Raw genomic sequence first — 13,762 nt, forward strand, 5'->3', positions numbered from 1 at the left:
CACGCCGCCGGTGTCAATGCCGGCTCCGCTGCCCGCCCCCGCTGAGCCGCAGCCATCAACCCCACCGACCGCGGCGCCGCCTCCGCCACCTGCCGCGACGGCGGCGCCGGCCGGACCCTCACCGAGTTTCGAAGGCGCGTTGCGCGCCGCGATCGAGGCCGCGCTGCGCTACCCGGAAGCCGCACGCATGGCGGGTATGTCAGGCCGCACGCGGGTCGCCTTCCGCTATCGCGACGGCGCGGTCTCCGACGTGTCCGTGGTGATCTCGAGCGGCGTGGGCGTACTCGACCGCGCGGCACTCGCGGCGGTGCGCGACGCGAACTGTCCGAAGCCCGAACCGGCGTTTGCCGGCAAGACACTCTCTGAACAACTGTGGGTCAACTTCAATCTGAACGATCACGAATGAAACCGATTTTTTCCGCTTTGGTCGCGGCACTCGGGCTGTCCGCGATGTGCACGCTTTCCGCGACGGCCGCCCCGTCGTTACCCGCCGATGCGCCGGTGCATCACGTGCTGCTGGTGAGTGTCGACGGGCTGCATGCCGGCGACATGGTCCGCTTTATCGCCGCGCACCCGGCGAGCACGCTCGCGCATCTCGCTGCACAGGGCATCGACTACACCAACGCGCGCGGCGTCGTGCCGGCCGATTCGTTTCCGGGCCTCCTCGCGCTCGTGACCGGCGGCACGCCGGCCGCAACCGGCGTCTACTACGACGACTCGTACGACCGCGCGCTTGCCGCGCCGGGCAGCGATTGCAGCCACAGCGGCACGCGGGTGCGTTATGACGAATCGCTCGACCTCGACGATGGGCACGGCCATGACCTGATCGACCCGCTGAAGCTGCCGCGCGACCCGCGGCACGGCTGCGCGCCGGTTTATCCGCATGCGTATCTGCGCGTCAATACCGTGTTCGAAGCAGTGCACGACGCAGGCGGCTACACTGCGTGGATCGACAAGCATCCGACTTACGAACTGGTCGAAGGACCGTCCGGCCATGGCGTCGACGACCTGTTCCTGCCGGAGATCGGCGCGAACTACGAAGGCGTCAATCACGCGGCCACCGATCAGATCACCGGGTCGCTTGCGCACACCGAAGACTACGATGCAATGAAAGCGCACGCGATCGTCAACGAAATCGACGGGCTCACGCACGACGGCGCCGCGCATGCGGCGGTGCCGAACGTGTTCGGCCTGAACCTGCAGGCGGTCAACGTCGCGCAGAAGCTGTACGGCTATCGCGACGCCGACGGCGCGCTGACGCCCGGCGTCGACAAGGCGATCGGCAGCGTCGACCGGCTGCTCGGCGGTTTCGTCGCGGAACTCGAGCGCCGTCACTTGCGCGACGACACGCTCGTCATCGTGACGGCAAAACACGGCAACGGTCCGATCGACGGCACGCGGCTCGTCAAGATCGACGAAAGCCGCCTTGCGCAGGTGATCGACGCCGCGGCGCCGGGTGCGCTCGCGCAACTGACGACCGACTACGGCGCGCTCGTCTGGCTGCACGACGCGTCGGCGACCGCCGCCGTCACCGACGCGCTGCGTGCGCATGCGAAAGCGCTCGGCATTGCGGACGTGCTGAGCGGCGAGCGGCTCGCGCTGCGCTTTCCCGCGCCGTCCGGCGACAGCCGCACACCGGACATCGTGATCGTGTCGCGCGAAGGCGTGATTTTCACGCCGCCGCGCGACGGCAAGCTCACCGAACACGGCGGCTTCCATGACGACGACGTGCACGTGGCGTTGCTCGTCGCGAACCCGCGGCTGGCCGGCATCGGCCGCCAGGTGACCTGGCCGGTGTCGACGACCCAGGTGGCGCCGACCATTCTCAGCGCGCTCGGCCTGCCGCCCGACACGCTGCAGGCGGTTGCGCAGGAAGGCACGCCGCCGTTGCCGGATACGCACTGGTGGCCGCCCCGGCAACGGGCCGACGCCGGCTCGTCCGCGCAGTTGTCGAACCTGTCGGCCACGCCGTCTTCCGCGAGGTGAAGTGCTGATGCACGGTGCGTCCGCCAGCAAGCCTCGCGTGCTGGTCGTCGAAGACGACCGGTGCGCGAGGATCGAAGTCAGCGCCGCCCTCGAGGACTTCGGCTTCGAGGTCGAGTGCGTGCCGACTGGCTTCGAAGGCCTGCTGCGCGCGACCAACGGCGAATTCGATGCGGTGGTGCTCGACCGCATGCTGCCCGATATCGACGGCTTGTCGATCCTGTCGACGCTGCGCAATATCGGCAAACAGACGCCCGTGCTGATCCTGAGCGCGCTCGACGCGGTCGACGAGCGCGTGCGCGGGCTGCGCGCCGGCGGCGACGACTACGTGGTGAAGCCGTTCGATGCGCTCGAGTTGAACGCGCGCCTGAAAGCGTTGCTGCGGCGCCGTTCGCTGAACGGCAACGGCTCCGCGGTCATGCGCATCGATGACCTGACGCTCGATCCGGCCACCGGCGACGTGCGCCGCGCGGGCCACGCGGTCGAACTCAAGCCGCGCGAATACAAGCTGCTCGAATTCATGATGCGGCACGTCGGCCAGGTCGTGACGCGGGCAATGCTGCTCGAAGCGGTCTGGAACTACCACTTCAACGCGCAAACGAATGTGATCGACATGCATATCAGCAACCTGCGACGCAAAATCAGCCTCAATGGCCGCACCTCGGCGCTGATCGTGACGGTGCGCAACGCGGGCTACATCATCCATGCGTCCGCCTAGGCGCGTATCGCCGACTCATTTGCGCAGCATCGGCGCGCTGCTGGCGGTCTTCGTGTGCACGGCGATCGCGCTGTTCGGGCTGCTTTACTGGCTGACGCGCGGCTATCTGTTTCACGAGGTCGACGAACGGTTGCGCGGCGAGTATGCGGAGTTTCATCAGATCGGCCGCGCGGATGCGATCGCGACCATTGCGGCGCTGACCCGCCGCGACATCGCGACAAGCCGCCCGTACGGCCTGTTCGATGCGTCCGGCAGATGGCTCGCGGGCAACGTGCCGGTGCTGCCCGACGAGCCGGACCGCACGCCGTTCAATTACACGCAGAGGGTTCGCGAAGACCATGCGAATGTGCTGGCCCACTATCGCGGCGTCATCATTCCGACCACGAGCGGCCTGAAGATTATCGTCGGGCATTCGATCGATGAAATACTCGACTTCGACGGCACGCTGGTGAAGACGCTGTGCGCCGGCGTGACGCTGGCCATCCTGCTGGCTATCGCATGCGGCGCCGCGCTGAACGCGATGTCGAACCGCCGCATCCGCGCGATCAGCGAAACCGGTCGCGAGATTATGGCGGGCAAGCTGAACCGGCGCCTGCCGACGCGCGGCACGAACGACGACCTCGACCGGCTCGCCGGCATCGTCAACACGATGCTCGATGAAATCGAGCGCCTCGTCGACGAAGTGCGCGGCGTCTGCGCCGGTATCGCGCACGATCTGCGCACACCGATGACGCATCTGCGCGCCGGGCTCGAACGCGCGCAACGCCGCGCGAATTCAACCGATGCGTATGCTCAGGCCATCGATGCCGCGATCGGTCAATCGGATGTCGTGCTGGGCCGCTTCACCGCGTTGCTGCGTATTGCGGAGATCGAATCCGGCAGCCGCCGCGCCAGCTTCGGCAGGATCGCGCTCGACGCCGTGCTGCGCGACGTCGCCGAACTGTACGAGCCGCTTGCCGAACATCGCGGGCTGACGCTGACGGTGGACGCACCGCTGCGAGTCGAGGTGACCGGCGACTCCGACCTGCTGTTCGGCGCGATCGAAAACCTGCTCGACAATGCGCTGAAATTCACGCCGGGCGGCGGCTGGGTCGCGCTCGGCGTTGGCTTCGACGGGGCCTGCCCGGTGCTGCACGTCGCCGACAACGGGCCGGGTATCGATCCCGCGGAACGCAAAGCCGTGCTGCGGCCCTTCTATCGGAGCGGATGCGCCGCCACCTGCGCGACGCCGGGTCATGGACTCGGCCTGAGCCTCGTCGCCGCGATCGCGCGCGTGCACGATGCGTCGATCGATATTCACGACAATCGCCCCGGCTGCAAGATAGTGCTGCGCTTCGCGGCGGCGGAGCAGATTCAGCGGGACGCGAAGGCCGGCTGAACTCTATACGGATATGAAAAGGGCGCATGGTGCAGCGGCACCATGCGCCCGTCGCTCTCACCTATGTGCTGGCGCCCGTATCGTCATATCTCCGGTGTAAAGACTTCGTCGCAGCGCAGACCCTGCAATTCCAGATGAAGTTGCACCAGCCATGCACGCGGGCAATCCTTCGCGATCGCTGCGCTTTCGGAAGCCTGCCAAAGTACCTGAACCTTTCTGGCAACCGTAGCGGACTCGAACGCGCGGCGCGCATACCGTTGCGCCACCGCAATCAGCGCAGCGGCCATCGTCAGCGTCGCGCACTGCAAGATCCATCGTGGCGCCCGCTCGTCCGCCAACCCGGCTAACCAGTCCGTTCCAAAGCAAAAGAAGATTGCCAACACCATCGACATGGAGAACAGCACCAGCCGGGCACGCAATGCGATTGACCTGTGAACTTCCATAATGCCTCATCGTTCATCGGTGAATGAGCCCATGCTGCAGGCGCATTGCTTACCTGTGCGTGACCGGCACATTACCGAACTGTTATCTCAACGCGATCTGTTCAGACGCGACGGTGCCGCGGTAGCAATCTGAAAATCGGCTAGCCCAAGTTGATCTGAAAACCGCTCGCGTAGATCCCGGATATGTCGCACCGATAGGCTCGAAAACGGGTTTCGTATCGCCGTTCCGATATTTCTGCCGCGCACCGGGCACGGATAAGCAGAGACGATTTTGTTGTATGTGTCCTTAGGCGATGCTTAAGGCACAGCGATTATCCAAAGGGAAAAATCTTTCGGTTATCTAAGCGAAAGATAGATGCATGCAAAGTGAAGCCATTGACGCGCGCCGCGCCGCCGGAAGCCCGTAAAGTGGCCGTTCACGCCCGTCGCGTCAATTGGTCTTTTAAACATGGACTGAGATCCCCTTTTGCGTTTTGCAAACAGGAGGATGCATATGTTCAGCGTTGCCACCCTGCTTTAAAAGAAAAAGCTTCGCGTGCAAGGTGTGCGCGTGCGCTACAACGGTGCGCTTACGCGCCGGCGATTTCAGCGCCGTAGCGGTGCGTCCGCGCACCGTTTTAGCACCGTATGGCAGCGCTAACTACGCTTTCCTCGATGGCGCGGACATTGCTTTTGCATCAGCGGACTGACGTTCGTCAGGGTCCGGGAGCTCAGGTTGGACTTACAGCGTTTCACCACCGAGTCGTACGCCGAAGTGGATCGTCTGCGCGCATGGAACGAGACGCTCGAACGGCTCGGCCTGCGCTGCAGCGTGCCTCAGGCGGCCGCGCGTCATTTGCATGGAACGATCAAGTCGCGCAAGTCGAGCAACGGCTTCGAGCTGATCGCGCTGGCCGCGTTCACGCAGACCATCGAACTCAAGGTCGACGGCGCCGACAGTCTCGTCATCGTGCTGCATCTGGACGGCGGCGCCACGCTCGACGCCGACGGCGTGCGCGAACGGATTGCTATCGGCGATATTGTTTACGCGTCGTCGCGAGAGCAAGCGTGCCTGTCGTTCACATCCGACTTCCGCGCGTTCGCGATCCGGGTACCCCGCTCCGCCATCAACGCACGGCTTCTTACGCCGTTCTCGCTGCGTGCCGGACGCTTGTCGGGCGAGGCTGGAATCGGTCACGTGTTCTCCGGCTTCCTGTGCTCGATTGCCGAAAGCGTGGAGACGTTGTCACTCGACGAGCTGCGTCCCCTCGAACTCGCGCTCGCGGAATTTCTCGTCGCGAGCCTTGCCGGTCACGACAAGGAAGGCGGCTTCAGCGGCCTCACGCCCTCGCAGGCCGCGCTCTTTTCGCGCGTCTGCCGGACCATCGAAGGCAATCTCGCCAACCCCGATCTCGGGCTGACTTCCATCGCCAAAGAAGAGCGCGTCTCGCCGCGCTATCTGCAGAAGCTGTTTGAGGCGGTCGGACAGAATTTCTCGACGTACTTGCGCTCACGCCGGCTGGAGCGCTGCCGCGCGGACCTCGTCAATCCGCTGTATGAAAGAGTGTCGATTGCCGATGTCTGCTTTCGCTGGGGTTTCAACGACTCCGCGTATTTCAGCCGTGCATTTCGCGAGCAATACGGCGCGTCGCCGCGCACGTTCCGGCATGAAGCGGGCCTCGAATTGGCGCGTCATCTCGTGCAGCGAATTTCGCGCGGCTTGCCCGTCAATGCCGGGAGTCTGCTCGCGCATGCACAGCTCGCCACCCAGGGGGCGGTGCACGAAGTGGCCGACGACGCCTGCTCGACGGAGCCGCCTGAGCCGCCCGCAGCGCCTTCGACGCCCCCGCCGCGCGAGTCCGGCAAGCCGCGTCATCATCTGTTGCGCGCCACGGCCAACACGATTCACTGGGGCTACTTCAGCCACGATCTCAAGCCCGTGCTCGAAGTGAATAGCGGCGACACGGTGACGATCGAAACGCTGACACAACACGCGGCGGATGACTGGGAGCGCATGGTGCAGGGCGATCCCGGCGCCGAAAGCGTGTTCCACTGGAGCGCCGACCGCAAGAATGTCAACCGCCGCGGCGCGGGTCCCATGGACGCGTCCATCTACGGACGCGGCGCGGGAGAAGGCTTCGGCGTGCATATCTGCACCGGGCCGATCGCCGTGCGCGGCGCGCAGCCGGGCGACGTGCTGGAAGTGCGCATCCTCGATATTCACCCGCGCCGTTGCGCGAATCCAAAATTCGCCGGCCGCGCGTTCGGCAGCAATGCCGCTGCATGGTGGGGCTTTCACTATCGCGAGTTGCTGACCGAGCCGAAGCCGCGCGAAGTGGTCACCATCTACGAACTGGACGCCGACGCCCCCTCGGGCGAGACGGCCTGCGCACGCGCCGTCTATAACTTTCGCTGGACACCTCAGCGCGATCCCTTCGGCGTGATGCATCCGACCATCGACTACCCCGGCGTGCCGGTGGATCATTCGACGATCGTCGAGAATCACGACGTGCTGAAGAATGTGCAGATTCCCGTGCGTCCGCATTTTGGCGTGATCTCGGTCGCGCCTCAGCAAGAGGGGCTGATCGATTCGATTCCGCCGTCGACCTTCGGCGGCAATCTCGACAACTGGCGCGTCACGCGCGGCGCGAGCGTGTTTCTGCCCGTTGGGGTGCCCGGCGCGCTGCTGTCGATCGGCGACCCGCACGCATCGCAAGGAGACTCGGAATTGTGCGGCACCGCGATCGAATGTTCGCTCACCGGCGACTTCAAACTGGTGCTTCACAAGAAAGAGACGCTTGGCAAGCAGGTGTTTTCAGACCTCACCTATCCTTTGGTCGAAACAGCCGACGAATGGGTGCTTCATGGCTTCAGTTATCCCAACTATCTGGCCGAGTTCGGCACCAATGCGCAAAGCGCCGTGTACGAGAAATCGACGCTCGATCTCGCGATGCGCGATGCGTTCATCAAAACACGACGCTTTCTGATGACCACCCAGGGCCTTTCCGAAGATGAAGCGATCTCGCTGATCTCAGTCGCGGTCGACTTCGGGGTGACGCAGGTGGTGGATGGCAACTGGGGCGTGCACGCGATCATTCGCAAGGCGCTCTTCAAGAACGCGATGTAGCGCATGCCGGAATTCAATGCGCATGCGGACAAGAGTTTGTTCGCTGCAAGCGCGATGCCGCTATTTTGGCTTTCCTACCATGGTTCTGACGTGAACTCAGGCGCATGCGCCACTCGACAGGACTCACCGGACCATGGATTCTCCCGCTTATCGCGCGGTGCCCGGCCACGGGCGCTTTCACTATTCGCCGATCAACGACCGCCCGGTTTATCGCTGGCCTGACGGTTCGCGGCTAGCGGTCTATATCGGCTTCAACATCGAGCACTTTTCATTCGGCGAAGGACTGGGGCCGACGATCGGCCCGGTGATGCCCGAACCCGACGTGCTCAATCACGCGTGGCGCGAGTACGCACTGCGCGTGGGCGCGTGGCGCTGTCTCGATCTCTTCGATGAACTCGCGCTGCCGACCGCGGCCATCATCAACACGGCCCTTTACGATCACTGCCCCGAACTGGTCGCGGCGTTCGCCCAGCGCGGCGATGAACTCGTCGCGCACGGCCATACGAATTCGGAACGGCAAGGCACGCTGACTGAAGACGACGAACGCGCGCTGATCGTCGCATGCCGCGAACGGATCGCGGCGGAGAGCGCGCAGCAGCCCGCGGGCTGGTTATCGCCGTGGCTCTCCGAGAGTCATGTCACGAGCGATCTGGTGGCCGAAGCGGGTTACCAGTACACGCTCAACTGGTGTCACGACGATCAGCCCACGCGCATGCATACGCGCAACGGTCAACCGCTATGGGCGATTCCGTATCCGGAGGAGGTCAACGATATCCCGATGATTCTCGCGCGTCAGATGGACGCAAAGTCGTTCGCCGATCTGGTGATCGACCACTTCGAGGAAATGCTGCGGCAATCCGCGCGAGCGCCGCTGGTGATGGGCATTGCGCTGCATGCGTATCTGATGGGACAGCCGCATCGCCTGTGTCATTTGCGCCGGGCGCTCGAGCATATCGCCCGCGCGCGCAACGAGGGCCGCATCTGCATCACCACGCCCGGTTCAATCGCAAGCCACATGGACTTCCTCGGCCGTTAGTACGCATCTTTCCCGCTTCGCCGCCCCGCCTCTTCCGCTTTCATCTCGTTCAACTTCGAAGGATTCGCGATGTTCATCTCAAAGGCAATCAGACTGCTGTTATGCGCAGTCACCGGGCTCCTCCTCGCACAAGGCGCGTCGGCGCAATCGTGCGAACCGTCCAAGGTCGCGCAGAAATATCCGTCGCTGGCGGGCAAGACCATCAAGATCGGCGTGGACCCGGAGTCGCCGCCATACGCGTTTCGCGACAGCAAGGATTTCAACACGATCATCGGCGCCGATGCCGACATGGCGCGCGCCGTGTTCGATTGCGCCGGCGTGAAAACGGAATTCTTCACGGCCGGCTGGCCCGGCTTGCTGCCCGCACTGCGCGCCGGCCAGATCGACGTGATGTGGGACTTGCTGTACTACACACCGGAACGCGCGAAGGAGACCACTTTCGTCACGTATATGCAGGCCGGCACTGGTGGCCTGGTGGCAGCGGGCAACCCTAAGAAGATCGACGACATCTCCAGGCTGTGCGGCCTCACGGTCACGGCGGGCATCGGCACCACCGAGCTGACGATGGCGCAAGCGCAGGCCGCCAAATGCAAAGCGGAGCACAAGCCTGACGTGACGATCATGACGTCGGCCGATATCGCATCCGGCGCGCGCCTTGTCGCCAGCCATCGCGCCGACGTGATGATGTACGACCTCGCGCTCGTCGACGGCCTCGCGAAACAGAACCCGCAGCTTTATATGCGCGGCTTCAAGGTGACGAGCGGCATGAAGATCGGCGTGGGCGTGAAGAAAGGCAACGCCGACATGATCGCCGCCGTATCCGACGGACTCAAGATCATGCAGGCCAACCAGACGCAGAAGAAGACCTTCCAGCGCTACGGTGTCGATCCGTCGCTGGAGACGCCGACCACGCTGCTCACTCAATAACGATGCCTGCGCGGCACACGACGTCGTGCGCCGGTAGCGTCAGGAATCAGGTTCGGAAATGAAGGCATTGCGTATCAAACACAGCTTCGCCGGCGCGCTCGGCGTGCTGGCCATGCTCGCGCTGCAGCAGCCGGCGATGGCCGCCGGTCTCGATGGCGTTCAGGTGCTCGACGGTTTCAAGGAACTGGCCGGTTATGTCGGCTCGCCTTTTCTGCTCGGCGGCGCGTGGCTCGCGGTGAAGATCACGTTGATCGCGATGGCGATCGGCCTCGCGCTCGGACTCGGACTGGCGCTGATGCGGCTGTCGCGGTTCAAGGCCTTGAGCTCGGCGGCGTGGGGGTATATCTGGTTCGTGCGCGGCACACCGCAACTGCTGCAACTCGTGTTTATCTTCGACGCGCTGCCGCTGATCGGTCTGCGTTTCGATGAATTCACGACCGCGGTGATCGGCTTTGCATTGAACGAGGCGGCGTTCAGTGCCGAGTTGTTCCGTGCCGGAATATTGTCGGTGAACCGTTCGCAATCGACCGCGGCCGCCGCGCTCGGCATGGGACCGTTGCTGACGCTGCGCCGCATTATCCTGCCGCAATCGATGCGCGCGATCATCCCGGGTCTCGCCAACGACACCATCGGCATGTTGAAGCTGACGTCGATCGCGTCCGTGATCTTCGTCAACGAATTGACGTTTCGTTCGCAGCAGATCGTCGGGCAGAACTTCAAGTTCTTTACCGTGTTCGGCGCGGCGGCGGTGATTTATCTGTTTCTGACGAGCGGGATCTCCGTGCTTCAGGTGTGGCTCGAACGCATGTTCGATCACGAGCGCGACCGCAAGATCGCATTCTCGTGGTTCGGACTGCGCGTCTCGACGCGTGATGCGAAGCCGGTGGAAGCGCCGATCGCTTTGCCGGTCGCGGCTCAGGAGACGGAAGCGAACGATCACGCCTGGATCGGTACGCTGCTGCCCGCCGACAGCCGCACGCCGCGCCGCGCCGATGAACCGTTTGTCGCATGCAGGAATGTCTGGAAATCGTATGCGAAACGCGAGATCTTGCGCGGCGTGGACCTGTCGATCGCGCATGGCGAAGTGGTCGTCATCCTGGGCCCGAGCGGCTCCGGCAAGAGCACGCTGCTCAAGCTTATCAACCATCTCGAACCGCTCGACTGGGGAACCATCAAGGTCGATTCGCAGTATGTCGGTTATCGCGAAGTGCCAGGCGGCGGCGGCACGGTGCGGCCCGTACACAACCTCGCGCGTGCACGCGCCGAAGCACGCGTGGGCATGGTGTTCCAGCATTTCAATCTCTTCAGTCATCTGAGCGCACTGGAGAACATCGTTGAAGCGCAGCGGCAGGTGTATGACGTGCCGCGCGCCGAGGCGGAAGCACTCGGACGCGACTTGCTGAAGAGCGTGGGTCTCGCCGCACATGCGGACTTCTTGCCGCACCGGTTATCCGGCGGCCAGCAGCAGCGCGTGGCGATTGCCCGCGCACTCGCGATCAAACCGAAGTTGATGCTGTTCGACGAACCGACTTCAGCGCTCGACCCGGAACTCGTCGGTGAAGTGCTGGGCGTGATGCGCGGGCTGGCCGATGCCGGCATGACGATGGTCGTGGTCACGCATGAAATCCGCTTTGCCCGCGATGTTGCCGATCGCGTCGTCTTTATGGACGGCGGCGAGGTGATCGAGCAAGGAACGCCGCAGCAGGTCATCGACAACCCGACTCACGAGCGCACCCGAAAATTTCTCAATGTCGTCGCCAGTTGACCATGAGGCTTATATGACGGACTTCGAAACTTTCAATCTTGGCCGCGTCGTACTGCAATCCGGCGCGACGCTGCCTGACATGCTGCTCAGCTACAAGACGTACGGCCGGCTGAATGCGGCGCGCGACAATGCGATTGTCTACCCGACCTTCTATAGCGGCAGCCATGTCGACAATGAATGGCTGATCGGCGATCACATGGGCCTCGATCCGCGCGAGTACTTCATCATCGTGCCGAATATGTTCGGCAATGGGGTATCGAGTTCGCCGAGCAACCATCCGCAGCCTTATGATCGCGGCCGTTTTCCGCATGTGACGCTCTACGACAACGTCGCGATGCAGCATCGCCTCGTGACCGAGAAGTTCGGCATCGAGTCGCTCAGGCTCGTCGTCGGCTGGTCGATGGGTGCGATGCAGACGTTCCATTGGGCCGCGATGTATCCGGAGATGGTGCAGCGCATTGTGCCGGCTTGCGGGGCAGCGCGATGCTCGCGGCACAACTTCACGTTTATCGAAGGGCTCAAGGCGCCCTTGCTGTTGGACCCGGACTTCAAGAACGGCTTCTACGATGCACCGCCGACGCGCGGCATGCGCGCCGCTGCCCGTGTGTTCGCCGGCTGGGGGTTTTCGCAGGCGTTTCTGCGTCAACGGCTCGACATCGAAGCGATGGGGTATGGCTCGCTCGAGGACTTTATTGTCCACTTCTGGGAAGGCGACTTCCTGAAGAAGGACGCGAACAATATCCTGTCGATGATGTGGAGCTGGCAGAACGGCGATATTTCCGCGAATTCGCTCTATGAAGGGGATTTCGATCGGGCCCTCGGCAGTATCACCGCGAAGGCCATTGTGATGCCCGGACGCACCGACCTCTATTTTCCGCCGGAAGATAGCGAGTACGAAGTGTCGAAAATGCCTCACGCACAGCTGCGGCCTATCGAATCGGTCTGGGGGCATTTTGCGGGCGGACCTTCAGCCAATCCTGTCGACGCCAAATTTATCGATGCGGCAGTGAGGGAAATTCTCGCTATGTAGTGTATTGTTTCGCGACTGGCCGCTTATCGACCACTTCGGCCAGGACTGCGCATCGTCTTGCATCGAGCCCCATTGCCACGGCAAGAAGGCTTGTGTGCCACGTCGAGGTGGTGACCGGTAGTCGCCACCCGCTACAGACGTGCGCGCTCCGCGATCCGGCGGTTGCGGTTCTCCGGTTGCAGTTCTCCGGTTGTGGTTCTTCATTGAGCCTATCGTGGTGGCGCCGTCGTATCTGAGCCGTCTGTCACATCCGGTAACTTCGCAAATCGTCGCGGTAACCCGGAAAGTACGCCTAAGCTGTATGGTCCGCGAGGTCCGCGATCAATAGCGATCAATCGCCTGAGGGAGACCGTCCCATCAGGCTGTGACAAGCAGAGAGGTCGCCCGGCTGGCGCGTTGACCTCCCTTTCCAAACATAAGCACCCTCAGGGGACCATCCTTGAAACGCCTCAGCCTTGCGCTCATTGTGGCGTTGCTCCGCACGCTTTCCGTGCTTCCTTACAAATTCGTGGCTCGGCTGGGGATGGTTGTCGGCACCGGGTTGTATGCGCTTCCGAGCCGCCGCAAGCATATCGTCCTCGTCAACTTGCGCCTTTGCTTCCCGAGCAAGAGCAGCAGCGAACATGAGAAGCTCGCGAGAGCGCACTTCAGCCATGTCGTGCGCAGCTATCTCGAGCGAGGCATTCAGTGGTTCGGCAGTGCGCGGTCGATCCGCGATATCGTCCAGATCGACAGCAAAATCGATCTCGATGACGATCATGCGCCGCCCACCATCTTTATGGGTTTTCACTTTGTCGGCATCGAGGTCGGCTGCATGCTCTACTCGACGCGCTTCCCCGTCGCCTCGCTGTACACGCGAATGTCGAGCACAGGCCTATGCGATCTGGCGAAACGGCAACGTGGCCGATTCGGCGCGGAGATGATCGAGCGCGCGACCAGTGCCAGAAAGGTCGTGGAATTGCTGCGCTCCGGCAAGCCCGTCATGCTCGCGGCGGATATGGATCAGGGCGTGGACAACTCGGTTTTTGTGCCCTTCTTCGGCGTTCCCGCCTGCACGCTCACGGCCGTGTCGCGTCTCGCCCGACTGGGACGCGCGCGGGTGGTTCCCTTCGTGACTGAGGTACTCCCCGATTACCAGGGCTACAAGTTGACGATTTTCGAACCGCTCGCGGATTTCCCATCGGGCAGCGATGTGGTCGACGCACGCCGTATGAATGCGTTCCTCGAGGAACAGGTCGTCAAGTTTCCCGAGCAGTATTACTGGGTGCATCGACGGTTCAAACACCGGCCACCGGGTATTGCATCGGTGTATTGAGCGGCGCGCGTCGTCACTGAGCATGGCAGGCATGCGTTTGCCGATGGGCATCGAACGGCCG

The 13,762-nt window shown here is 63.2% G+C and carries 11 protein-coding genes; 10 read left to right on the plus strand and 1 reads right to left on the minus strand.

The genetic code is table 11. The annotated features are described in order from the left end of the window. From HV675_RS17020 to HV675_RS17035, 4 genes are all read left to right on the plus strand, one after another. Positions 1-406: energy transducer TonB (locus HV675_RS17020; protein WP_217478150.1), on the plus strand; the 406-nt coding region annotated here is incomplete at its 5' end. Beyond that, positions 403-1,986, plus strand: a complete 1,584-nt coding sequence (locus HV675_RS17025; protein ID WP_175112103.1) for an alkaline phosphatase family protein — start codon at positions 403-405, stop codon at positions 1,984-1,986. The genes HV675_RS17020 and HV675_RS17025, both read left to right, overlap by 4 nt. Positions 1,987-1,993: 7 nt before the next feature. Continuing rightward, entirely contained in the window at positions 1,994-2,701 is a 708-nt protein-coding gene (locus HV675_RS17030; protein ID WP_175112104.1) for a response regulator transcription factor, read from the plus strand. Further along, on the plus strand, positions 2,688-4,079 hold the full coding sequence (locus HV675_RS17035) for a sensor histidine kinase (protein WP_175112105.1): 1,392 nt from the start codon (positions 2,688-2,690) through the stop codon (positions 4,077-4,079). The genes HV675_RS17030 and HV675_RS17035 overlap by 14 nt, the downstream gene beginning before the upstream one ends. Before the next feature lie 83 nt (positions 4,080-4,162). Here HV675_RS17035 and HV675_RS17040 read toward each other — a convergent pair whose 3' ends face one another. Then, positions 4,163-4,522, minus strand: coding sequence for a hypothetical protein (locus HV675_RS17040; protein WP_175112106.1), 360 nt, complete (start codon positions 4,520-4,522; stop codon positions 4,163-4,165). A 715-nt stretch (positions 4,523-5,237) separates the two neighbouring features. Here HV675_RS17040 and HV675_RS17045 point away from each other — a divergent pair. The 6 genes from HV675_RS17045 (at position 5,238) to HV675_RS17070 (ending at position 13,701) form a co-directional block, all read left to right on the plus strand. Beyond that, positions 5,238-7,628: an acetamidase/formamidase family protein gene (locus tag HV675_RS17045; RefSeq protein WP_175112107.1), complete on the plus strand. Its 2,391-nt coding sequence runs from the start codon at positions 5,238-5,240 to the stop codon at positions 7,626-7,628. A 133-nt stretch (positions 7,629-7,761) separates the two neighbouring features. Next, on the plus strand, positions 7,762-8,664 hold the full coding sequence (locus tag HV675_RS17050) for a polysaccharide deacetylase family protein (RefSeq protein ID WP_175112108.1): 903 nt from the start codon (positions 7,762-7,764) through the stop codon (positions 8,662-8,664). A 69-nt stretch (positions 8,665-8,733) separates the two neighbouring features. Further along, entirely contained in the window at positions 8,734-9,591 is an 858-nt protein-coding gene (locus HV675_RS17055) for an ABC transporter substrate-binding protein (protein ID WP_175112109.1), read from the plus strand. 58 nt (positions 9,592-9,649) lie between these two features. Then, positions 9,650-11,356 carry an amino acid ABC transporter permease/ATP-binding protein gene (locus tag HV675_RS32765; RefSeq protein WP_175112110.1) on the plus strand — a complete coding sequence of 569 codons (1,707 nt, stop codon included), beginning with the start codon at positions 9,650-9,652 and terminating at the stop codon, positions 11,354-11,356. A 13-nt stretch (positions 11,357-11,369) separates the two neighbouring features. Then, entirely contained in the window at positions 11,370-12,386 is a 1,017-nt protein-coding gene (locus HV675_RS17065) for an alpha/beta fold hydrolase (RefSeq protein WP_175112111.1), read from the plus strand. A gap of 439 nt (positions 12,387-12,825) precedes the next feature. Continuing rightward, positions 12,826-13,701: a lipid A biosynthesis lauroyl acyltransferase gene (locus HV675_RS17070; RefSeq protein ID WP_175112112.1), complete on the plus strand. Its 876-nt coding sequence runs from the start codon at positions 12,826-12,828 to the stop codon at positions 13,699-13,701. The last annotated feature ends 61 nt before the right edge of the window (positions 13,702-13,762 follow it).

Origin of the sequence: Paraburkholderia solisilvae (assembly GCF_902859875.1) — a bacterium.
Lineage (GTDB): Bacteria > Pseudomonadota > Gammaproteobacteria > Burkholderiales > Burkholderiaceae > Paraburkholderia > Paraburkholderia solisilvae.